This is a genomic window from Brachybacterium halotolerans subsp. kimchii, from assembly GCF_020792675.1.
In the GTDB taxonomy this organism is placed as follows: domain Bacteria; phylum Actinomycetota; class Actinomycetes; order Actinomycetales; family Dermabacteraceae; genus Brachybacterium; species Brachybacterium halotolerans.
In genome coordinates, this window is the sequence record NZ_CP086254.1 from 834,045 (window position 1) to 855,699 (window position 21,655).

Consider the following 21,655-nt stretch of genomic DNA (forward strand, 5'->3'; position numbering starts at 1 on the left):
TCTCACGCCCGCGGCGCAGCCTCCCCACCACCGTCGCCGCCCCCGGCGCCGGCCCCGTCGCCGCCCTCGGCGCCGGCCCGCGCGACGGCGAGGAAGTCCTCGATCGCGAGCGTCTCCCCGCGGCGGGTGGGATCGATCCCGGCCGACGCGATGATCTCGCCCGCGCGGGCCGAGCTCCCGGCCCAGCCCGCAAGGGCCGCCCGCAGCATCTTGCGGCGCTGGGCGAAGGCCGCGTCGATCACGCGGAAGGTCAGGGCGCGCTCGTCCTCGGTACCGAGCGGCTCGGCGCGCCGGGTGAGCAGCACGAGCGCGGAGTCGACGTTCGGCACGGGCCAGAACACGCGACGGGAGATCCGGCCCGCATGCTCCCGCTCCCCGTACCAGGCGGCCTTCGCGCTCGGGGCGCCGTAGACGCGCGAGCCCGGCTCGGCGGCCAGACGGTCGACGACCTCGGACTGCACCATGACCAGGCAGCGCTCGATGCCCGGGAAGCGCTCGAGGACGGTCAGCAGGATCGGGGTGGCGACGTTGTAGGGAAGGTTCGCGACCAGGGCCGTCGGCTCCCCCGCGTCCCGCAGCGCGGGCAGCTCGGTCACGGCGAGCGCGTCGGCGTGGACCAGGCGGAAGCGGTCCTCGCCGATGCCGCGGCCCGCGAGCGTGCGCGGCAGCAGATCGGCCAGGCCCCGGTCGAGCTCGATCGCGGCGACGTCGGCCCCCGCCTCGAGCAGTCCCAGGGTGAGGGACCCGAGTCCCGGGCCCACCTCGAGGACCGCCTCCCCCGCGCGCACCCCGGCGCGCTCGACGATGACGCGGACCGTGTTGGGGTCCACCACGAAGTTCTGGCCGCGCTGCTTGCTGGGGCTCACGCCCGCGCCCTCGGCGAGCGCGCGGATGTCGCGGCCGCTGAGCAGGATCGAGCCGCTCTCCCCCGTGCCCGCGTCCCCGCTCATGCCGCCGGCCATCCGTAGACCTCCCGCGTGGTCGCGGCGATCCTTTCGCAGGCGGCGCCGAGGTCGGTGCCGGTGACCTCGGCGATCGTCGCCATCGTGTGCGGGATCAGGTACGAGGAGTTCGGGCGCCCGCGGTAGGGCACGGGGGTGAGGAAGGGGGCGTCGGTCTCGACCATCACGCGGCCCAGGCCCACGTCGGCCAGGGCGTCGCGCAGGTTCTGGGCGTTCTTGAACGTCACGTTGCCGGCGAAGGAGAGGTAGAAGCCGCGCGCGACGCACTCGCGCGCGAACTCGACGTCGCCGGAGAAGCAGTGCAGCACGGTGCGCTCGGGCGCGCCGTCGGCGTCGAGGATCTCCAGGACGTCCGCGTGGGCGTCGCGGTCGTGGATCTGCATCGGCAGGCCCGTCTCCTTGGCCAGCGCGATGTGGTGGCGGAAGGCGTCGATCTGCGCGGAGCGCGCCTGCTCGTCCTTCCGCGAGGTGCGGAACCAGTCCAGCCCCGTCTCGCCGACGACGACCATCCCGGGGCCGCGCACCAGGGAGTCGATCTCCGCGAGCGCCTCGTCCAGGCCGATGAGCTCCCGGCCCTCGTGGTCGTGGCCGCGGGCGTGCAGGGCGGCCTCGTTGGGGTGGACGGCGACGCCGCCGCGCAGGCTGGGCGGGCAGTCCTCGGCGCCCACGAGACGCGCGGTCCACCGGGCCGCCTCGCGGTCGGAGCCGATGGTGATCTGCGCGGTGATGCCGGCCCCCGCCGCGCGGGCGACGTGCTCGGAGATGCTCAGCCCCTCCTCGCCGTCGGCGAAGTCGAGGTGGCAGTGGTTGTCGATCACCGGTGCCGGCAGGGCCTCCGGGACCGGCGGCCAGGAGCGGTCGCGCGAGGAGCGCCGGGGATCGAGGTCCTCCCGGTGGTGCACGGGCGCGGCGGGGTCGGGCGCTGCGGACCCTGCTGCGCGCGGGTCCTCGGGGGCGTTCGGCATGGGAACATCGTAGGCGGGAGCCCGCGCGCGCCCGACGGCGCCCGCCGACGCCGACGGCGGGGCCGGTGGTGCATCTCACCTGCCCCGCCCGGGCCGTGGCCAGGGGAATGTGGCAGAATGATCGACCGTTGCGTGTCCTTCCGCGCGCCCGGCGACCCCGGGTCGCCTCAGTCCTCCGGGACGGGCCAGCCCGCTGGGCGGACACCCTCGCCGACCATCATCCAGGACCGTCAAGGAGCGTTCCCATGGCAGTGCCCAAGTTCAAGATGTCCCGGGCTCGCACCCACTCGCGTCGATCGCAGTGGAAGGCCCAGAACGCCGACCTCGTGCAGGTGACGGTCCGCGGTCGCACCGCGTCCGTGCCGCGCCGTCTGGCGAAGGCCTACCAGCGCGGCCTCATCGAGATCGACGACTGATCTCCCGCAGCAGATACCCACGAGAGGGCCCCGACCGCATGGTCGGGGCCCTCTCGCATGTCCGGGGACCGGCGCCGCTCCTCGGAGCGCGCTCGCTCCCCGAGCGCGCTCAGCCGCGCCGCTTCCGCGCCCCGTCGTAGAGCTCGCGGGCGCCCACGCCCGCGGCGCTGCGGGCGACGGCCTTGGCGGCGTCCTTCATCCGCTCGCCCGCCTCGGTGCGGCGCAGCACCTCCGCCACGAGGTCCTGCGGGTCCGCCTCGACGGTGTCCGCGCCCGCGACGACGATCGCGACCTCGCCCAGCACTTCGTGCTCGGCGGTGTGCGCGGCGAGCTCGGCGAGGGTGCCGCGCAGCACCTCCTCATGGGTCTTGGTGAGCTCGCGGGCGAGCACGGCACGGCGCGCGGGCCCGAAGCCGTCGCGCATCGCGGCGAGCGCGGAGGCCGTGCGGCGCGGGGACTCGAAGAAGACGAGGGTGCGGCGGGCATCGGCGAGCTGGGCGAAGAGGTTCTCGCGCTGCCCGGGGCCGCGCGGCACGAAGCCCTCGAAGGAGAAGCGGTCAGGGGCCAACCCGGAGACGGCGAGCGCGGTGAGGACGGCCGACGGGCCGGGGATGACCTGCACCGGGAGATCTGCGTCAGCCGCGGCGCGCACCGCGCGGTAGCCGGGGTCGGAGACCACGGGCATGCCGGCGTCGGTCACCAGCAGCACGCGCTGCCCCTCGCGCAGGGCGTCGAGCAGCCAGGGGGTCCGCTCGTCCTCGTTGTGCTCGTGGTACGAGATGACCCGGCCGGTCGGCTCGACCTCGAGCTCGCGGGTCAGGCGCCGCAGCCGCCGCGTGTCCTCCGCCGCGATGAGATCCGCCTCGCCCAGGGCGCGCACCAGGCGCACCGAGGCGTCCAGCGGGTTGCCGATCGGGGTGGCGGCCAGGACCAGGACTCCGGGGACGAGCATGCGCCCCATGATAGGGCGGGCGGACGGGCCGACGGTCGCCCCGCCCCGGCCCCGTCGACCGAGGATCCGCAGGTGGCATGCCCTAGCATGACCGCGTGCAGCAGACCACGCCAGCGGACGGGGCCGAGGGGCCGGAGGACCCCCGGAGTCCCGGAGCCGAGCCCGATCACGCGGATCCGCACCGGCACCTGCGCGACGCCCGGGAGGACGCCGTCGAGGCCGAGAGCGAGGGCGCGCCCCTGGCGGCGCTGCGCACGCGCCTGCACTGCATGGACCTCACCGCGCGCACGAAGCCCTGGCTCGGGGCGCTGCTCGTGTGCGCCCTCGCCCTGGTGCTGCGGCTCTATCACCTGGGCTCGATCCACGAGCTGATCTTCGACGAGACCTACTACGTGAAGGACGGCTGGACGATCGTCCACCACGGCGTCGAGATGAGCTGGCCCGACGACCCCGACCCCGCCTTCACCTCCGGCGACGTGAACTCCTCCGAGGACAGCGGCGAGTACGTCGTGCATCCCCCGATCGGCAAGTGGGTGATCGGGCTGGGGATGCTCGCCCTCGGCGGGGACTCCGCCTGGGGCTGGCGGATCTCCGTCGCGCTGCTGGGGGCGCTCTCGGTGCTCATGCTCGCGCGGATCGGGCGGCGCCTCTTCCGCTCCACGGGCATCGGCCTGATCGCGGGCCTGCTGCTCGCGGTCGACGGCCTGCACCTGGTCATGTCCCGCACCTCCCTGCTGGACCTCGTGCTCATGTTCTTCGCCCTGGCCGCCTTCGGGGCCCTGCTCATCGACCGCGACCGCTTCCGTGAGGGCCTCGCGCGCTCGGTCGCCGCCGCCCGCGCCCGCGGCGAGGAGCTCCCGCTGCTGGGCTATCGGGCCGGATTCCGGCCCTGGCGCCTGAGCGCCGGCGTGCTGCTCGGGCTCGCCTGCTCGGTGAAGTGGTCGGGCATCTACTTCCTCGCGGTCTTCGGCATCATGACCGTGCTGTGGGACTGGTGGGCCCGGCGCCGGGTGGGCGAACGGCGCTGGTGGGAGAACGGCCTGTTCCGCGATGCGGTCCCCGCCTTCGTCGCGATGGTCGGCACCTCGCTCGTGGTCTACGTGGCCTCGTGGTCCGGCTGGTTCGCGTCCTCGAAGGGCTACATGCGCCACTGGGCCGAGGAGAACGGCCACGCGGGCGGGAACCCTGTGCTCAATGCCCTGCGCTCCCTGTGGCGCTACCACGCGCAGGCCTACGACTTCCACATCCACCTGGACTCCCCGCACCCCTACCAGGCGAACCCGCTGGGCTGGCTCCTGCAGATACGGCCCACGAACTTCTACTACCGCTCGTACGACTACGGGGAGATGGGCTGCGAGGTCGAGAAGTGCGCCTCGCAGGTGCTCTCCGTCGGCAATCCCCTGATCTGGTGGTTCGGCGCGCTCAGCATCCTGATCGTGCTCGTGGTCGCGATCTGGAAGCGGGACGGCCGGGCATGGGCGGCGCTGACGGGCATCATCGGCGGCTACCTGCCGTGGCTGATGTACATGGACCGCACGATCTTCACCTTCTACTCCGTGGTCTACGAGCCCTGGATGATCCTGTGCCTCGCGTACGTGATCGGCCTTCTCGTCGGCCCGCGGTCGGCCGACGGCGAGCGCCGGCTCGCGGGGACCCTGCTCGCCGGCAGCCTGCTCACGCTGATCGTGCTGGTCTCCGCGTTCTTCTGGCCGATCTGGACGGGTCAGGTGATCGACGTCGACCAGTGGGAGTGGAGGATGTGGCTGCCCAGCTGGACCTGATCGGAGCCGCGCGGACCTGAAGGCGCCGCACGTGGCCGACGCCACTAGCATGTGGCCATGTCCCTGGATCCCGGAGCGCTGCGCTCCCTCGCCCGCGACCTCGGCGTCAGCACGGACTTCTGGGGGTGGGACGGCACCCGCAAGCAGGTGGCCGATACGACCCTGGTGCGTGTGCTGGCCGCCCTCGGCCACGAGGTCGCCGACGACGCCGACGTGCGCCGCATCCGCGCCGATCGCGCCCGCGCCGCCTGGGCGGCGACGCTGCCCCGCGTGGTCGTCCTGCGCGAGGACCGCGAGGAGTCGCTGGCCGTGCACGTCGTGGACGGCACCCCCGTCGACGTCGAGGCGATTCTCGAGGACGGCTCCCGTCGGCCCCTGACGCAGGTCGAGGACTTCACCGCTCCCTACGACCTCGACGGGACCCGGCGGGGCCAGGCCTCGTTCCGGATCCCGCGCGGCCTGCCCCTGGGGTGGCACACGATCCGCGCGCACACGAGCGAGGGCGCGCGCGAGTGCCCGCTCGTGGTGACCCCGGCGCGCATCACCGTGCAGGACGGGCTCGGCGATCGCCGGGCCATGGGTGTGCAGGCGCAGCTGTACTCGGTGCGCTCGCCCCGATCCTGGGGCATCGGCGACCTGGCCGACGCCCGCGACCTCGCCGCGATCCTGGGTGTGCGCCACGGCGCCGATTTCCTGCTCATCAACCCTCTGCACGCCTCCCGGCCCGTGCCGCCGATGCTGCCCTCCCCCTACCTGCCGGTGACCCGCCGGTTCACGAGCGCCCTGTACGTGCGCCCCGAGGACGTCCCCGAGTTCCGGGATCTGCCGGAGCACGCCCGTCAGCGGATCGCGATGCTGCGCGGCGAGGTCTCCCCCGCGAACACGCGAGCCGATCGTCTCGAGCGCGACCCCGTGCTCGCGAGGAAGATGGAGGCGCTCGAGGAGATCTTCGCCGCGCCCCGCACCCCCGCGCGGCAGGCCCTGTTCGACACCTATCGGGCCCGCGAGGGCAGGGGCCTCGAGGACTTCGCCCTGTGGTGCGCGCTGGACGAGCACCGCGAGGAGCTCCCCGACCGGACGCGGGAGGAGCTCGCCTCGCCCGATTCACCCGCCGTGCAGCAGGCTCGGACCGAGCTCGCGGACCGCATCACCTTCCATGCCTGGGTGCAGTGGGTGCTCGACGAGCAGCTCGCGGCCGCCCAGGCGGGAGCGCGCGAGGGCGGCATGCGGATCGGGCTCATGCACGACCTGGCGGTGGGCGTCACCGAGGTGGGCGCGGACGCCTGGCGGCTCGGGGACGTGCTCGCGCGGGGTGTCGGCGTGGGCGCCCCGGCCGACCAGTACAACCAGCAGGGCCAGAACTGGCATCAGCCGCCCTGGCATCCGGAGGCCCTCGCCGCGGCCGGGTACCGGCCCTGGCGCGACCAGCTGCGCACGCTGCTGCGCCATGCGGGCGCCCTCCGGATCGACCACGTGCTGGGTCTGTTCCGCCTCTGGTGGATCCCCGACGGTTCGCCCGCCTCGGAGGGCACCTACGTCACCTACGACCATGAGGCGATGATCGGCATCCTGGCCCTCGAGGCGCAGCGCGCCGGCGCGATCGTCGTGGGCGAGGACCTGGGGACCTTCGAGCCGTGGGTGCGGGACTACCTCACCGAGCGCGGGATCCTGGGCACCTCGATCCTGTGGTTCGAGAACGACGCCGAGGGGAACCCGCTGCCGCCCGAGGCCTACCGCCGCCTGTGCCTGGCCTCCGTGAACACGCACGACCTGCCGCCGACGGCCGGGTACCTCGCCGGTGACCACGTGCGCCTGCGCCACGAGCTGGGGCTGCTCGAGCGGGACCTCGACGAGGAGATCGCCGTGGACGCCGCCGCCCAGGCGAAGGTGCTGGACGCGGTGCGCGCGCAGGGGCTGCTCGCGCAGGACGCAGATCCCCGCGCGGACGTGGAGGCGACCGTCATCGCGCTGCACCGCTATCTCGCGAGGACCCCGTCGCTGCTCGTCGGGGTCTCCCTCGTGGACTGCGTGGGCGAGCGCCGGATCCAGAACCAGCCGGGCACGGACTCGGAGTACCCGAACTGGCGGGTGCCGCTGGCCGATCAGGACGGCGAGGTCGTCACCGTCGACGACATCGCCGCCAGCGCCCGGACGGCGCGCCTGCTCACCGCGGTGCGGGAGGCGATGGACGCGACCTGAGTCAGGCTCCGACGTCCTCCCACTCGTCGCGGCGGGCGAGGAACGACTGGGCGGCGTCCTTCGCTCCCGTGAGGGTGTGGTGGGCGCCCCAGCCGCACTGGACCTCGTTCGCGGCGGGGACCTCCTCGGCCTGCAGCAGGTCGTGGAGGGTGGCCTCGAGGACCGGCGCGAAGTCGGCGACCTCGTGCTCGCCGGAGAGCAGCGCGTAGAAGCCCGTACGGCAGCCCATCGGAGAGACGTCGATGACGTCCTCGGTGTGGTTGCGCATGTGCTCGGCCATCAGATGCTCGAGCGAGTGGACGACCTCGGAGTCGAGGTGGGCGACGTTGGGCTGGGTGAAGCGCACGTCGAACTTCGTGAGCACGTCGCCATGGGGCAGCGTCTTGCGGTCGGCGATGCGGATGTAGGGGGCATGCACGGCGCGGTGGTCGAGGTTGAAGCTCTCGACGTTCATGCGGGGCGACTCGGTCACGGCGTTCTCCTCGGGTGCGACGGCGGTGATACGACCCTAACGCCGCGCCCGGCAGCGCGCACGGGGCGTCCGGCGTGGTCAGACCGCTGCGGGCCTCAGCGGGAGGAGCGGGCGGTGCGTCCGCGCACGGCGCCCACGAACTCCTGGCGCACGGCGTCGTCGGCGGCTCTCGGCCAGGCCAGGGCGATCCGGGTGGCGGGCGCATCCGCGAGCGGCCGGTGCACGACCTCCTTGCGCAGGTGCAGACGCGCGAGGGACATGGGCAGCAGGGCGTGGCCGACCCCGGTGGCGACCACGGCGACCCGGTCCGCGGCGTCGTCGGGGTGCGCGGAGGGGATCTCCGGGTCCTCGGCGAGGTCGGCGACCGTGAGCTCCTCGTGAAGGGAGAGGATGTTCTCGCTGCCGACGACGACCATCGGGCGCTCCTCCCAGAGCTCGACGAGATGCAGCTCCCCCGGTCCGCCCGCCGTGTCCTCCCCGTCGGCCTCCAGCGGCAGGCGCACGAAGCACATGTCGACCTCACCCGTCCCGAGCACCTCGGCCTGACGGGAAAGCGGGACGGGGACCAGCTCGAGCCGGGCGGGGCGCTGCCCGCTGCGCCAGCGCCGCGCGAACCGGTCGGGCTCGACGCCCGGGATGAACCCGACGCGCAGCACCGGGAGCTCGGCGGGTGTCGTCCGCGCGGTGGTGGCGGCGCGTCCCGGGGCGCTCCGTTCCGGGGCGCTGCGTCCCGAGGCGGCGCGTCCCGTGGCACCGCGTCCCGTGCGACGCGAGGAGGCGGCGGTGCGGCCGGAGCGCGCGGCGGAGGGTCGGGGCCGACGGTTCATGCGCTCAGACTACGGCCGGTTCCGCCTGTCACCGCGCGGCGAGGCCGTCGAGCAGGACGTCGATCATGCGCGAGGCGTCGGCGTCCGTGCCGTCGGCGGGAGCCGCGTCGCTGAGCCGGCCGAGCGCGGGGATCAGGTCCTCGGCGCGGATGTCGCGGCGCATGGTCCCGTCGGCCGCCCCGAGGTCCAGGATGCGCTGGACCTCGGGTGCCAGCACCCCGAGGAACTGTGCGGGCAGAGGCGCGTAGGCGGGGTCGCCCGAATGCAGGGCGGTCGCGAAGCCCCGCTTCGTCGCCAGGAAGCGCGCCAGGCTGCGCGTCCACAGTCGCAGCGCCTCGCGCGGAGGATGCTCGTCGGCCAGGGCCCGCGCATCCTGGGCGGTGGCCTCGAGCTCGTGCCGGAACACGGCGATGATGAGGTCGGAGCGGAGCGGATAGCTGCGGTACACCGTGCCGACGCCGACCCCGGCGCGCGCGGCGATCTCGCGCATCGGGGCGTCGACCCCGGACTCCGCGAACACCTGCTTCGCCGCGTCGCGCACCGCCTCGGCATTGCGCACGGCATCCGCGCGCCGACGCCGTGGGGCTCCTTCGCTCTCCGGGCTCTCGGGGCTCTCCGGCCTCTCCTGGCTCACGCGCACCCTCTCTCGGATCGGAAGCGGGCGCAGGGTCCCGCGGCAGGACGTTGACAAACCGGAACGCCGTTCCGCATAGTTGTGGACGCAGGTTCCGTTTCTTCGGTCAGCCTACCCGGGATCCGCCCGGGCCCGGCTCCGTCCCAGGAGGACTCAGATGAAGCACCGCTCGCTCGGCCGCACAGGGATCCAGGTCTCGCCCTTCGCCCTCGGCGCCATGATGTTCAGCTCATTCGGCAACGGCGACCAGCAGGAGGTGGATGCGATGGTGGGGCGCGCGCTGGACGCGGGCATCAACCTCGTCGACACCGCCGACGCCTACGGCGAGTCCGAGGAGATGCTCGGGCGCGCGCTGCGCGGCCGCCGCGATGAGGTGGTCCTCGCCTCGAAGTTCGGGCGTCCGCTCGACGAGGACCCCAACCACCGCGGCGGGTCCCGCCGCTGGATCATGACGGCGATCGAGAACTCGCTGCGCCGTCTGGGGACGGACCATCTGGACCTGCTGCAGATGCACCGCCCCGACCCGGCCACCGACATCCAGGAGACCCTCTCCGCGCTCACCGATCTGGTGCGCAGCGGGAAGGTGCGGGCGATCGGGACCTCCGACATGCCGGCGTCCGAGATCGTCGAGGCGCAGTGGGTGGCCCGCGACCGCGGGCTCGAGCGCTTCCGCACCGAGCAGCCCCACTACTCGCTCCTGGACCGCACCGTGGAGCGCGAGGTGCTCCCCGTCGCCGAGCGCTACGGCATGGGCACGATCATCTGGAGCCCCCTGGCCAGCGGCATGCTCACCGGCAGGGTGCGGCGGGGGCAGCAGAGCGACCTGCGCCGCACGCAGATGTTCGGGGCGCTCCGGGACCCGCGGCGCATCGACGCCGTGGAGGATCTGCTCGCCCTCGCGCAGGACTCCGGGCTCACGCTGACGCACATGGCGCTCGCCTTCGTGATCGCCCACCCGGGCGTCAGCGCCGCGATCATCGGTCCCCGCACCATGGAGCACCTCGAGGACTCTCTCGCCGCCGCGGAGGTCGAGCTGACGGACGACGTCCTGGACCGCATCGACGAGATCGTCGCGCCCGGCACGGGCGTGGGGCGCATGGACCAGGAGTACAGCACTCCCCCGATCCTGGATCCGACGCTGCGTCGCCGCTCGGCCGGGAGCCGCGCCGCCGCCTGAGCCGCACCGCGTACTCCCCTCCCCGGATCGCCCCCCCTGATCGGATCCGGTCGGCCCGGCTCGGCTCGGCCCGGCCCGGCCCGGCTCGGCTCGGCTCGGGCTGACCGTCCGACCATTGCCCGGCATACCGGGGAGGGGTATCGTGCGATGCCGGGCCGAAGGACGTGCGGCCGACGGGGAGGAGCGCCATGAACGGGTACAGCGAGGACAAGGCGGCTCTCGAGCGCCGCATGAAGCGCATCGAGGGCCAGGTGCGCGGCGTCGCCAAGATGATCGAGGACGACCGCTACTGCATCGACGTGCTCACCCAGATCTCCGCCGTCAGCCGGGCGCTCGAGAACGTCGCCCTCGAGCTGCTGGACGATCACCTGGGCCACTGCGTCGCGGACGCCGTCAAGGGCGGCGGCGCGAACGCGGAGGAGAAGATCGACGAGGCCACCGAGGCGATCCGTCGACTCGTGCGGTCCTGACCCTCTCCCCCGCGACGCCCGTCAGGCGGTCGCCCGGCCGGGACCGGAGGCCGGGCCGGGTCTGCCCGTCCCCGTGACGTCGTCGATCGTGGAGAGCGGGCCTCCCACCCGGTACTGCGCACCGCGATGGTTCGCGGGCAGGCGGTCTCCCGCCCCGAGCAGCTTGTGGCGCAGCGTCCCCGGCGCGTACTCCTGCGGGTAGACCCCTCGGCGCTGCAGCTCCGGCACCACCAGGTCCACGACGTCCTCGAAGGTCCCCGGCGTGGTCGCATAGGCGAGGTTGAAGCCGTCCACCTCGGTCTCCTCGACGATGTCCTGCAGCGTGTCGGCGATCTCCGAGGGAGAGCCGACGAAGACCTGCCCCAGCCCGCCGATGCCGCCGAGCCGCACGATGTCGCGCACGGTCCATGTCTCCCCGCGCTCGTTGTCGCCCTGGAAGGCGGCGAGCGCGGACTGGATGGCGTTGGACTGCACGTCGCCCAGCGGCGCGTCCAGGTCGTAGCCGGCGAGATCGACACCGAGCCAGCCGGAGAAGAACACCTCGGTGCCCTCGACGCTCGCGTACGACAGCAGATCCGCGTGCTTCGCGCGCGCCCCGGCCGCCGTCTCGTCGGTGATGATCGTGCTGAGCAGGTAGATCTTGGCGTCAAAGGGCCCACGGCCGGCGTCCACGAGCGCCTTCCGGATGCGCTGGACGGTGCTGCGGGCGACCTCCTTGGTGGGGCCGCCGATGAAGATCGCCTCCGCGTTCTCGGCCGCGAAGCGCACACCGCGCGGGGAGGCTCCGGCCTGGAAGACCACCGGGGTGCGCTGTGGCGAGGGCTCCGAGAGGTGGATGCCGGGGACGTCGAAGAAGGTGCCGTGGTGCCCGATGTGGTGCACCTTCTCCGGGATCGTGAACACACCGGACTCGGCATCGCGGACCACGGCGTCGTCCTCCCACGACCCCTCGAGGAGCTTATAGATCACCTCGAGGTACTCGTCGGCGTGGTCGTAGCGCGCGTCGTGCTCGACCAGATCGTGCTGGCCCAGGTTCCTCGCCGCCGAGGGCAGGTAGCCGGTGACGACGTTCCATCCCACCCGGCCCTTGGTGAGGTGGTCGAGGGTCGACAGGCGCCGCGCGAAGGGCACAGGGTGCTCGAAGGCGGTGCCCGCAGTGATCCCGAAGCCCACGTGCTCCGTGACGGCCGCGCCGACCGCGGCGAGCTGCACCGGATCGTTCACGGGCACCTGCGCGCCCTGGCGGATCGCGGCCAGGTCGTTGCCGTCGAAGACGTCGTACGTGCCCAGCACGTCGGCGATGAAGACGGCGTCGAAGAGTCCGCGCTCGGCGATCCGCGCGATGTCCTGCCAGTACTCGATGTCCTTGTAGCGCCAGGACTGGTCCCCGGGACAGCGCCAGAGCCCCGGCGACTGGTGGGCGACGCAGTTCATGTCGAAGGCGTTGAAGCGGATCTGCTTGCTCATGCGCGGGCGACCGCCTCTCGGGCCTCGACGGGGCGAAGCACCGGATCGGGCTCGGCCCTCGTCCCCTCTCCGCCTGCCGCGGCGTCCGTGCCGACGCCCCAGAGATGGACGGGGTCCGCGCCGTTGACCAGGTGGTCGCCGATGATGCGCTGCTTGTAGATCACCGGGTTGTGGGAGGAGACCGTGCGGGTGTTGCGCCAGTGGCGGTCGAGGCCCAGGTCGGTGCTCGTGCCCGAGGCGCCGAGCGCGTTGAAGAGCCGGGTGACGGCCTCGGGGACGAGCTCGGCGAGCACGACCTGGCCCTCGGCGGTGGCGAGCTCGGCCTCGGCGAGGGCCTCCCGCTGCGCCTCGGACCCGCGCTCGGGCTCGAGGTCGGAGGCGCGCTGGAGCGCTTCGGCGGCGCGGTCGACGACGGCTTCGGCGGCGAAGGCCGCGGAGCGGACCTGTCCGATGACGGCGAGGATCTGGCCGTCGTCCCGCGCCCGGGAGGCGAGGCCGTGGCTGTAGACGCGGGTGCGGGCGCGGACGGCGTCGGCCGCATCCTCGGCGGCCCGGCGTGCGATGCCCGCCTGCACCACGAGAAGGACGAGCTGGTAGAGCGCCGTCTGGTAGCTGAAGCGGTCCGTGAGGACGATGACGTTCTCGGGGTCGACGGGCACGTCGTCGAACACGATCGTGCCGGTCCCGGTGAGCTGCTGCCCGAAGCCGTTCCAGTCGTCGCTCACGCTCACGCCGGGGTCGTCCGTGGGCACGAGCACGGCAACGGTCTCGCCGGAGTCGTCGGCCGCGGTGGCATCGGTCCACTGGGCGAAGATGCTGCCGGTCGTGTAGTACTTCCGGCCGCGCAGACGCAGGCCCTGCGGTGTGGAGACCAGGCGTGTCGAGGGGCTCGCGGTCGTGGAGCCCGAGGCCTCGCTCCAGGAGTTGCCGACGATCTCGCCGTCCAGGAAACGGCGCAGCCAGTCCTCGCGCGAGTCGTCGCTCGTGTGGACGCGGTCCTCCACGATCGCGAACTGGCCGCGGAAGATCTGCGGCAGGCTCGAGTCCGCCGCGGCGGCGTCCACCCAGATGCGGGCGGCGTGCGGGATGCTCAGGCCCGCGCCGCCGTCGGCGATCGGGACGCGCAGCGCGCCGAAGCCCAGGGCCGCGAGCTCGGCGACCTCCTCGCGCGGCAGCCGGTGCTCGCGCTCGCGCTCCACGGCGCCCGGGGCGATCCGCGCGAAGACCTCGCGGAACCTCTGCGCGATCTTCTCTGCTTCATTCGGTGAGGTCACGGCGGTAGGCACCTTCCGGCTCGGGAGACGTTCGTCCGGTCACGGCTTCACGGCCGCGACCTGTCCCGAACGTATGCGGCGCCCCGCGCCGCACGGAAGGGCCTCGTCACATGCGGAAATGCAGATTCGCGCGACGGCGCGGACTGACGCTCAGCAGAGCCCGCCGGGCAGTCGCGTGACGCGTCACGAGCGCGGCGACGCCGGCTCCCACAGCTCGATGCGGTTCCCCTCGGGATCGCGCACCCATCCGAAGCGCCCTACGCCCTCCATCTCCTGCACCGCGTCTTCGACGTTCGCTCCGGTCCTGCGGAGCCGCGCGCGCAGCGCATCCAGATCAACGACGCGCAGGTTGAGCATGGCCGTCTGCCCCGAGTCTCCGAAGTAGTCGGTGTCCTGGGGGAAGGCGGCGAAGACCGTCGGCCCCGCCTGCTGGTGCCACAGTCCGTTCTCGTCGATGTCGAGTCCCAGCACGTCGCGATACCAGGTGGTGAGGCCCTGCGGATCCGTGGCACGCAGGAAGAAGCCGCCGATGCCGTGCACATGTCCCATGGCGGCGAGTGTAGACGGACGCCGCATGCAGGCGGAGCGCGAACCGTGCCGTCTCGCGCCCGCCCTCAGTCCAGCTCGACGGGCTCGATGAGCGAGGGATCGGTGCGGTCAGTCTTCTGGACACTGTTGACCTGGCGGTCCACCGGATGGGTGACCAGCGTCGTGGCGATCTCGTCGGAGGCCTCGCCGAGCTCGTGCTGCAGCGCGTTCTTCTCCTCGCCCTCGAGCTTGTCGGGAGCGAGCCAGCGGCCGAGCATGTCCTCCGGGAGGTAGGCGGGCATGCGGTCGTGGACGTCGCCCGCGGCATCCTTCGCCTCGCGGGTGATGATCGTGAACGAGATCTGCCAGACCTCGCCGTCCTTGCGCGCGGAGGCGAGACCGGCCGCGTGCAGCAGACCGCCGTGCTCCGCGTGCACGTAGAAGGGCTGCTTGGCGCCGTCGGCCTGCTCGACCCACTCGTAGTAGCCGTTCATCGGGACCACCACGCGGGCGCTCGCGAAGGCACCGCGGAACATGCCGTTGGTGGTCACGGTCTCGAAGCGCGCGTTGATCGGGCGGGGCCCCTTGTCCTTCGCCCAGGAGGGGTGCAGGCCCCATCGTGCGGGCTCGAGGGTGCGGAGCAGCTCGCCGTCCTCCTCGAAGTGCTCGCGGACGACGGGCGCGAGGGTCGACGGGGCGATCGAGTAGGCGGGTGACCAATCGGGGCCGTCCTGGTCGGCCTTGGTGGCGACATAGGCGCGCAGCAGTCCCGCCTCGTCGAAGTCGAGCACGAACCGTCCGCACATGAGAGCCTCCTCGTCGGGTGGACTCGATGGTAGCCGGGCCACCGCAGGCGCGGAGCGGCTCCAGAGCGCACGAGAGTGGAGCGCATGCCCACGAACGTCGGAGGGCCCAGCATCATGACGATGAGGGGCCTTGCGACGATGTCGCCGGGATCAGAGGAACAAACCCCTGGGAGTGCCGAACCGACCTCGGCTTTCACCGCGAGCCACAGCTCGCGGACGTCACCTGCCGTGAAGTCCCGCTGGACCAGGTCGCCCCGGGATCAAGCCGGATCAGACGTCAGCCATCCGTGCGGCCGTCCCGTCGACGCCCGTGCTCATGACAATCGGCAGGACAGGCCCGTCCGACGCGTGGTGCGCGCACGGCGACCGACCAGGCGACCGCGCATTAGAAGAGCGGCGCAAGGTACCCGCGTTCAGCGGACAGCAGGCCGGCGAGCAAGAGGTCCGGGCGCCAACCCTCGATTGCTTCCCCGAACGAATCACGGTCCAACCAGAGGTCGACGTCGCGGAGCTGGTCAAGAACTGCGGCGCCGAGAATCAGCGTGCGCCCGTGAGCGGCGTCCATGCTCCGCCGAGCGATCTCCAGTGCGATCCGTTCCGCCTCCGAATCCACGTTCCTGCCTTGCGCAGACCCACGTGCTTCGAGCACGAGCCGGCACAGGTCGATCTCGACCGGCCCCAGGACAGAGAATTCGAAGTCCAACAGCGACACGACCTGGTCGTCCCAGAGTGCATTCATCAGAGCGAGATCACCGTGGTTGACGACGTGCCGCACACCGGACGCGGCATCGAAGAAGTCTTCGAGGACCGCATGCAGGCGGGCTCGGGCGGCGGCAGTCATCGACAGTCCGCGCTCTGCACGCCGTGCGATTGCCCTGGCGTCTTCGACCGCGGCAGGAACAAACCCTCCGTACGGCGGGACGAGGGACGAGAGCGAAGGTGTGGCCTCGTGCACCGCGCGGGCACGCAGCCAGAGTCCCTCTATTGCTTCACAGGCTTCATCCCCGGTCAGTGTCGGCCAGGCCTCCTGAAGATTGCGGCCAGCGACCTCCTTGGTGACGATCCAACCGTGCCCCTGGGAGCGCCCCTCACCGAGGACCTCGGGGTAGCCGACAACCCTGGGGAGCGCACGGACCAGATCGGCTTCGCGAGTCATCGGAACTGGGGAGTGCGCGATCCGTACTGCGATGCCATCACCGACCCACGTCGCGTTCGAGTACCCATTGGCCCGCCGCATCCGGCTGATGTCGCCTCCGAAACGAGCGGCTACGGCAGCGGCCAGATCCGAGGTCCGCGATCCATATGACTGGCCTGCAGATCGAACTGTGGTCGGCCCGCTGTCTTCTGTCGCCCCACCCATGCACGCATCCTGGCACCCTCAGGTGGCACGTTCCAGTCACTATCGGCCAGGGGGAACGGCATTCACGTGCAGTTGTGAAGCGCCCCGGGTCTGCAGTCGCTCACTCCGCGTACTGCTCCGACCGCACGTCGCCCCCGTCGAGCACGCCATCGCGCTCCTCAAGGCCTCTGACGACACCCCAGATCGTTCCCGCTGGGTCGCCGACCTACCACAGGGCATGCGGTAAGGCGCGTGCCAGGGGGTCACGTGGGACCGCGTCGACCTCCGGCCGACGTCATCGACACCGGCTGGCAGGCGCAGGAGCTCGTCGCCGAACATGGCTGCGACGGCACCTGCGGACGCAAGCGCGGCGGATGGTGCCCCGAGAAGCGGTTCCACATCCCCGAGGGCTACGAGGCCGTGCAGATCCACGGGCGCTGGCACTGGACCCGGCCGAAGACCCAGGCGGGCGAGCATCCCATCTCGCTCCTGCCGTGGATAGTTGTGGCGCTGCGCCAGTGGAAGGGCGAAGCGCCAGTATCACCACGCGGGCTCGTGTGGCCGTCCGCTGACGGCGGCGTGCGCGAGGACGCGGGGGCCCGGGATGCCTTCAAGGCCCTGCAGGAGACCGTCGGCGTGCGTCACCCGAACGAACGCGCCTACCACGTCCACGAAGGGCGCCACGCGACCGCGACGATTCTCCTCGCCCTCGGTGTCGACACGCAGATCATCATCGCGATCATGGGACACAGCAGCGTCCTATCGACCCGCAAGTACCAGCACGCCGGCCTCAAGATGATGCCCACCACCTTCGAAGGCGTCGCCCAGTAGCTCGGGCTCACTTCAAGAAAACACCACCGACTCCAATCGGAGCCGGTAGCGCTTCGTCGTGCCTCAGGAGATCTTCGGGAAGATCGGGAACGGGCTTCCTCCCGTCTCGCCGCCCTCCATCTCCATGTAGGTGAACGTTCCGGTGAGATCGGTGCCGTCATCGACAACCAAGTACTGGGTGTCCTTGGCGGTCGGCACGACCTCCTTCCACGAGGCTTCCTCGAACTCGTTCACGGCATCAAACGGCGGGTCACCGAGACCGGAGTTGTTCTCCTCCGCGTACTTGTCAGAGACATCGAACAGGTAACCGCCGAGCGCGAGCCACTCATGCTGGTCACCTCCCTCGGTCACCGCAGTGGCCCCATAGAGGGTCTCCGTACTGTTCCCCTCTGTGTTGTCGATCTCGACCGGTATGACCTTGATCTTCGCGAGGTCAGCTTCAGAGACGTCGATCCCCTTCAGAGCGTCGGCGACGTCAGCCGGCAGATCCTCTGGAGTCCCGAGCGTGTACGTCGCGCCCCCTTCGGAGAACCCGAATGCTCCTTCAACCATGATCGGCGGCATCGCCGACTCGTCCAGGCAGACCCCCTCGATCTCATCCCAGAGGTCGGGGGCGCACTCCTCCCCAGTGACGCCCGCCTGGGTCGGCAGTGCGTCAGGGTCTTCGACGCCGTTCGTGTCCGACAGATCTTCACCGTCACTCGAGGCCGCTCCCCCGTCGCTCTGCTGGGACTGCGTGGTCGCGGGGGCGGCCTGGTCTTCGGTACTTCCGCATCCGGCGAGGAGGAGTGCGGCAAAGACTGGGAAGGCGAGGGTACGGATAGTGCGGGTCATGGCGGGCTCCTGAGGAGTAGGTGGGGATGGGGTGACAGTAAGCGGCACGCCGGACATCAAGGGCGCGTCGTGATGGAACCGTGATGGTGATGCGCCCTACTGCGACCGGTGGACGTCGCGGAGACGCTCGACGAGGGCGGCGCGTCCGCGGTGGGTGAAGGCGTGGAGCCGGTCGACGACGGTCACCGGCATCACGTCGAGTTCCTCGGCGATCACAATCGGGTGCGGCGACCATGCGGCCGCCCCGCCGAGCTCGTCCCCGTGGATGAGGCCGCAGGCGACTTCGCGGTCGATGCCGTGCCCGACGACGGCGAGTCAGTGGCCAGCGTCGCCGCTGGCGTCTGGGCCCTCGTGTCTCCACCGAAGCCGTACGACGGCATCGGTCTCGCGCTCACGATCGCCTGGGGCGTCCGTCATGCTCGCCGCCGGGTCACTCCTCGTCACCCTCGGGCACATCCTGCGGACCTATCAGATCGAGCTGCCCGGGCTCACCTTCTCACTCGGCGGAGTCGGGCTCTACGGCTACCTGTCGTGGGAGGCGACGACGCTCACCGACTCGCCCGGTTCCGGGCCGCGCGCCTGCCTGATGATCCTCCTCGCCGCCTCCATCATCGCCAGGCTCCGGGCGCTGCTCTACATCGACCGCCGGGCACGACGCACCGTCGAGCTGCAGGAGGAGATCGAGGGATGAACGTCGACGCCGCGACCATCGTCATCGCCCTCACCAGTGGCGGCGGCGTCGCGGCGGTCGTCACCGCGATCACTTCCTGGCGCAAGGGTGTCCGGGAGGTCGACGTCGACAAGGAGCAGAAAGCCCTCGCTGGCTTCCAGGCCCGCGCCGAGTCCCTCCGCGCCGAGATCGAGCGCCTCAAGGCGGGGCGCGCCGAAGTCCAGGAACGCATAGACCGCATCGAGAAGGAGATCTGCCGGGAACGGGATCTCCGGTGGGTGGCCGTGCAGCGCATCCGTTCCCTGTACCCGTGGATCACTCAGCACATGCCCGGCGTGGACCGTCCCGCTGTCCCGGACGCCCCCTCCCACATCATCCTCACCCTGAAGAAGGACCAGACATGAGGTCCGAGCCCGTCATCACCACCGCCACCGTCACCGTTACCGCGCTGATCGCACTCCTCGTCGCACTCGGCCTCCCGATCTCCGACGATCTGCAGGTCGCGATCCTCGGCGTCGTCGCCGCACTCGCCCCGCTCGCCGTGATCCTCTCCCGCGGCAAGGTCGTCCCCTCCGCGAACGTCGTCGAGTCCGTCAAGGGCACCACCGTCGTCGCCGGCGAAGCATCCGAGCTCGAGACCGGCACCCCGGTGCGCGAGGCCGGGGACCCGTACGACGGGTACTCCGACCCTGAGGTCGAGGCTGCGCACGAGCAGGCGCACCGGGCAGATGGCCGAGTACAGCTGTCCCGCATGTGGCGCGGCATGGTCGTCCGAGCGCGCCCGGGATCTGTGCGCCTGGGAGGACGACGAATTCGACCGCGAGACCCGACGCCGCGCACGACAGCACGAGCGCGCATGAGAACGCCCCCACCTCCTTCGGGAGGTGGGAGCGCTTCCTGCTTCCGGGGGCGAGGCACCCGACCAAGGAAGGCCTCTATCCGCTACCGATGACGGACCCGGGCCGTACAGGCTGTGCGTAGCGTGCATCACATGAATGAACTCTCAGCGTCCCACATCATTGCGATCGTCATCCTCGTGGCCCTCGTACTCGCCTTCGTGATCAGGCTGGCCATCTGGGTCATCCGCCGCGGCGTCGCCGAGGGGCACCGCGACGCCTCGCGACGGGACCACCACGATCCGGAGTAACAGCGAAGCGCCCCCATCCTGACCTCACGGTCGGGGTGGGGGGCGCTTTCGTCTTTGCAGGTTCAGGCATGGGCCTCGCCGGAGGCTGCACAGCTCGTACGCAGAGAGGATCTGTACCGTCGAGTATTCCGGGGATCTCCTCGGCGAACTCGGCGTTGGTTCACGCGCCACTGCGAAGGTAGGCCGTCATGGTCACTCGCCCACTCGAGCAGAGCTCGACTCCCTCCCCGAAGTACCTGGATGCAGAGACCTTCCCGCCGCAACTGCGAGCATTCATGGAGGTCTCCAAGGACGTCAAAGCCGCCGGATTGCTCCATCGCGCGCGGTGGTACTACCTCTCGGTCGGCGCGGCCATCCTTGTTCTCCTCGCCATGTGCGTCACGGCGTTCCTGGCGCTGGGAAGCAGCTGGTTCCAGCTCATCGTCGCCGGTGCCCTCGGTATTGCCTTCACCCAGATCGCCTTCGTCGGCCATGAAGCCGGGCACCGCCAGGTCCTGGCGGGCGGGAAAGCCAACACGCACCTCGCCCGCATGCTCGCTGGAGTCGTAGGCCTCAGCTACACCTGGTGGGACTCCAAGCACTCACGCCACCACGGCAACCCGAACCAGGTCGGCAAAGACCCCGATGTCGCCGTCGACACCATCTCGTTCCTGCCCGAGGACGCCGCCAAAGCCCGGGGCATCCGACGTTGGATCACCCGCCGGCAGGGATGGCTGTTCTTTCCCCTGCTCACGCTCGAGGGACTGAACCTCCACCTCCACAGCTTCAAGCATCTCCTCACCGCGCCGAAGGTGTCGCACCGAGCCTCCGAGCTGACCCTTCTCACCGCGCGCTTCGTCGTGCTCGCAGTACCCGTGTTCCTCCTGCTCCCCCTCGGGATGGCCTTCGCGTTCCTCGGCGTGCAGTTCGCCGTCTTCGGCGTCTACATGGGAGCGTCCTTCGCTCCCAACCACAAGGGCATGCCGGTCATCGCACCCGGAGCGCGCCTGGACTTCTTCTCGAAACAGGTCCGCACCTCCCGGAACATCAGCGGCGGCTGGTGGGCTACAGCCTTGCTCGGTGGATTGAACTACCAGGTCGAGCACCACCTCTTCCCCTCCATGCCGCGCGTACACCTCTCCAAGGCACGCGAGATCGTCCGCGCCAAGTGCGCCGCGCTCAGCGTCCCCTACACCGAAGTCGCCCTGCACCGCTCGTACCTGATCGTCGTGCGATACCTCAACGACGTGGGCCTCTCCGCGCGAGACCCCTTCGAATGCCCCATCCTCGCCCAGTACCGCACCTGACATCCCGCGAGAGAAGTACCGTGCGCAGTGCGGTTCACGGACCGCTCGTGGTCACCCCGAAGTCTCCATGACGGACCATCTCCACAATCTCCATGACCACCGCATCGTTGGGGACGACCGCGGTGCCCCGACCGAGCACGAGGCGGGATCGCACCCGCCGCTCGAGGAAGGGGTCATCAGGGTCCATGCGACTCAGATCGCGATGAAGGATCTCCGCGCTCGTCGGGAACTCGAGGCGTAATCGCTGGAGCAGCGCGGCAGCCCCGTGGGTCATCTTGGCATCCATCAGCCGAGCTTAGGCGCGCGTTATGTACACCGCCTGACCCGGGCACACATCGAACAGGGCTCACCCACCGCCACGCCCGCACCCACCGGGGGTCCGGCCGCCACCCGTGGCCGCGCTGCATGCCCCCGAGGTGGATGCGCTCGATCAGCCACCGGCGCAGATGCTCCTCGAGCTCGCTATCGCGGCCGGCCCACACGAGCGCCGTGTAGACGATGGAGTCGTCCGGCGTTGAGACCCGCACGGAGTAGCGGGCAGGGTGTCGTCGCGGCCAGGGCATCGACTCGACGGGAGTGCCGCCGCCGATGGTGAGCCGGTAGCCGATGAGGACCGAG

At 71.1% G+C, this 21,655-nt stretch carries 24 protein-coding genes; 11 read left to right on the plus strand and 13 right to left on the minus strand.

Translation table 11 applies throughout. From position 1 onward, the window contains the following. Positions 1 to 2: 2 nt before the first annotated feature. Positions 3 to 950 (minus strand): 16S rRNA (adenine(1518)-N(6)/adenine(1519)-N(6))-dimethyltransferase RsmA, encoded by a 948-nt coding sequence (rsmA, locus tag Bra3105_RS03750; protein WP_228358654.1) that lies wholly within the window; start codon positions 948 to 950, stop codon positions 3 to 5. Further along, positions 947 to 1,927 carry a TatD family hydrolase gene (locus Bra3105_RS03755; protein WP_228358655.1) on the minus strand — a complete coding sequence of 327 codons (981 nt, stop codon included), beginning with the start codon at positions 1,925 to 1,927 and terminating at the stop codon, positions 947 to 949. Before Bra3105_RS03755 ends, rsmA begins: the two co-directional genes overlap by 4 nt. Before the next feature lie 245 nt (positions 1,928 to 2,172). On the opposite strand from Bra3105_RS03755, the gene rpmF reads away from it, so the two are divergent. Continuing rightward, a complete protein-coding gene (gene rpmF / locus Bra3105_RS03760; protein WP_152353254.1) occupies positions 2,173 to 2,343 on the plus strand; it encodes a 50S ribosomal protein L32 in 171 nt (56 codons plus the stop codon). A 109-nt stretch (positions 2,344 to 2,452) separates the two neighbouring features. Here the strand turns inward: rpmF and rsmI are convergent, their stop codons facing one another. Continuing rightward, a complete protein-coding gene (gene rsmI / locus Bra3105_RS03765) occupies positions 2,453 to 3,304 on the minus strand; it encodes a 16S rRNA (cytidine(1402)-2'-O)-methyltransferase (protein WP_407650895.1) in 852 nt (283 codons plus the stop codon). 86 nt (positions 3,305 to 3,390) lie between these two features. On the opposite strand from rsmI, the gene Bra3105_RS03770 reads away from it, so the two are divergent. Beyond that, positions 3,391 to 5,076, plus strand: a complete 1,686-nt coding sequence (locus Bra3105_RS03770) for a dolichyl-phosphate-mannose--protein mannosyltransferase (RefSeq protein ID WP_228358657.1) — start codon at positions 3,391 to 3,393, stop codon at positions 5,074 to 5,076. Positions 5,077 to 5,133: 57 nt separating this feature from the next. Beyond that, complete coding sequence (malQ, locus tag Bra3105_RS03775; protein WP_228358658.1) at positions 5,134 to 7,275, plus strand: 4-alpha-glucanotransferase; 2,142 nt, start codon at positions 5,134 to 5,136, stop codon at positions 7,273 to 7,275. A 1-nt stretch (position 7,276) separates the two neighbouring features. Here the strand turns inward: malQ and Bra3105_RS03780 are convergent, their stop codons facing one another. From Bra3105_RS03780 to Bra3105_RS03790, 3 genes are all read right to left on the minus strand, one after another. Beyond that, entirely contained in the window at positions 7,277 to 7,747 is a 471-nt protein-coding gene (locus Bra3105_RS03780) for an S-ribosylhomocysteine lyase (protein ID WP_228358659.1), read from the minus strand. Positions 7,748 to 7,842: 95 nt separating this feature from the next. Beyond that, a complete protein-coding gene (locus Bra3105_RS03785; RefSeq protein WP_228358660.1) occupies positions 7,843 to 8,574 on the minus strand; it encodes a type 2 periplasmic-binding domain-containing protein in 732 nt (243 codons plus the stop codon). A gap of 28 nt (positions 8,575 to 8,602) precedes the next feature. Further along, positions 8,603 to 9,208 carry a TetR/AcrR family transcriptional regulator gene (locus tag Bra3105_RS03790; RefSeq protein ID WP_228358661.1) on the minus strand — a complete coding sequence of 202 codons (606 nt, stop codon included), beginning with the start codon at positions 9,206 to 9,208 and terminating at the stop codon, positions 8,603 to 8,605. Positions 9,209 to 9,365: 157 nt separating this feature from the next. Between Bra3105_RS03790 and Bra3105_RS03795 the strand changes: the two genes are divergently transcribed. Then, on the plus strand, positions 9,366 to 10,385 hold the full coding sequence (locus tag Bra3105_RS03795; protein ID WP_228358662.1) for an aldo/keto reductase: 1,020 nt from the start codon (positions 9,366 to 9,368) through the stop codon (positions 10,383 to 10,385). A gap of 188 nt (positions 10,386 to 10,573) precedes the next feature. After that, complete coding sequence (locus Bra3105_RS03800; RefSeq protein WP_200503839.1) at positions 10,574 to 10,855, plus strand: metal-sensitive transcriptional regulator; 282 nt, start codon at positions 10,574 to 10,576, stop codon at positions 10,853 to 10,855. A 21-nt stretch (positions 10,856 to 10,876) separates the two neighbouring features. Here the strand turns inward: Bra3105_RS03800 and Bra3105_RS03805 are convergent, their stop codons facing one another. From Bra3105_RS03805 to Bra3105_RS03825, 5 genes are all read right to left on the minus strand, one after another. Then, the gene (locus Bra3105_RS03805) at positions 10,877 to 12,322 is read right to left on the minus strand and encodes an LLM class flavin-dependent oxidoreductase (protein WP_228358663.1); all 1,446 of its coding nucleotides are present in this window, start codon (positions 12,320 to 12,322) and stop codon (positions 10,877 to 10,879) included. Next, entirely contained in the window at positions 12,319 to 13,596 is a 1,278-nt protein-coding gene (locus tag Bra3105_RS03810) for an acyl-CoA dehydrogenase family protein (protein ID WP_228358664.1), read from the minus strand. The genes Bra3105_RS03805 and Bra3105_RS03810 overlap by 4 nt, the downstream gene beginning before the upstream one ends. Positions 13,597 to 13,779: 183 nt before the next feature. Beyond that, on the minus strand, positions 13,780 to 14,145 hold the full coding sequence (locus Bra3105_RS03815) for a VOC family protein (protein ID WP_228358665.1): 366 nt from the start codon (positions 14,143 to 14,145) through the stop codon (positions 13,780 to 13,782). A 65-nt stretch (positions 14,146 to 14,210) separates the two neighbouring features. Beyond that, complete coding sequence (locus tag Bra3105_RS03820; RefSeq protein WP_228358666.1) at positions 14,211 to 14,930, minus strand: SOS response-associated peptidase; 720 nt, start codon at positions 14,928 to 14,930, stop codon at positions 14,211 to 14,213. Between the two features lie 385 nt (positions 14,931 to 15,315). After that, positions 15,316 to 16,290: a phosphotransferase family protein gene (locus tag Bra3105_RS03825; RefSeq protein WP_323188845.1), complete on the minus strand. Its 975-nt coding sequence runs from the start codon at positions 16,288 to 16,290 to the stop codon at positions 15,316 to 15,318. 246 nt (positions 16,291 to 16,536) lie between these two features. On the opposite strand from Bra3105_RS03825, the gene Bra3105_RS03830 reads away from it, so the two are divergent. Next, positions 16,537 to 17,100, plus strand: coding sequence for a tyrosine-type recombinase/integrase (locus Bra3105_RS03830; RefSeq protein WP_228358667.1), 564 nt, complete (start codon positions 16,537 to 16,539; stop codon positions 17,098 to 17,100). Between the two features lie 63 nt (positions 17,101 to 17,163). On the opposite strand, the gene Bra3105_RS03835 is transcribed toward Bra3105_RS03830, so the two are convergent. After that, complete coding sequence (locus Bra3105_RS03835) at positions 17,164 to 17,934, minus strand: hypothetical protein (protein WP_228358668.1); 771 nt, start codon at positions 17,932 to 17,934, stop codon at positions 17,164 to 17,166. Positions 17,935 to 18,349: 415 nt separating this feature from the next. On the opposite strand from Bra3105_RS03835, the gene Bra3105_RS03840 reads away from it, so the two are divergent. The 5 genes from Bra3105_RS03840 (at position 18,350) to Bra3105_RS03860 (ending at position 21,037) form a co-directional block, all read left to right on the plus strand. Further along, on the plus strand, positions 18,350 to 18,625 hold the full coding sequence (locus Bra3105_RS03840) for a hypothetical protein (RefSeq protein WP_228358669.1): 276 nt from the start codon (positions 18,350 to 18,352) through the stop codon (positions 18,623 to 18,625). Further along, positions 18,622 to 19,008: a hypothetical protein gene (locus Bra3105_RS03845; protein WP_228358670.1), complete on the plus strand. Its 387-nt coding sequence runs from the start codon at positions 18,622 to 18,624 to the stop codon at positions 19,006 to 19,008. The genes Bra3105_RS03840 and Bra3105_RS03845 overlap by 4 nt, the downstream gene beginning before the upstream one ends. Then, positions 19,005 to 19,556: a hypothetical protein gene (locus Bra3105_RS03850; protein WP_228358671.1), complete on the plus strand. Its 552-nt coding sequence runs from the start codon at positions 19,005 to 19,007 to the stop codon at positions 19,554 to 19,556. The genes Bra3105_RS03845 and Bra3105_RS03850 overlap by 4 nt, the downstream gene beginning before the upstream one ends. A 39-nt stretch (positions 19,557 to 19,595) precedes the next feature. Further along, positions 19,596 to 19,751 carry a hypothetical protein gene (locus tag Bra3105_RS03855; protein WP_228358672.1) on the plus strand — a complete coding sequence of 52 codons (156 nt, stop codon included), beginning with the start codon at positions 19,596 to 19,598 and terminating at the stop codon, positions 19,749 to 19,751. A 188-nt stretch (positions 19,752 to 19,939) separates the two neighbouring features. Next, on the plus strand, positions 19,940 to 21,037 hold the full coding sequence (locus Bra3105_RS03860; protein WP_228358674.1) for a fatty acid desaturase family protein: 1,098 nt from the start codon (positions 19,940 to 19,942) through the stop codon (positions 21,035 to 21,037). A gap of 34 nt (positions 21,038 to 21,071) precedes the next feature. Here Bra3105_RS03860 and Bra3105_RS03865 read toward each other — a convergent pair whose 3' ends face one another. Beyond that, positions 21,072 to 21,323, minus strand: a complete 252-nt coding sequence (locus Bra3105_RS03865; protein WP_228358675.1) for a hypothetical protein — start codon at positions 21,321 to 21,323, stop codon at positions 21,072 to 21,074. Between the last annotated feature and the right edge of the window lie 332 nt (positions 21,324 to 21,655).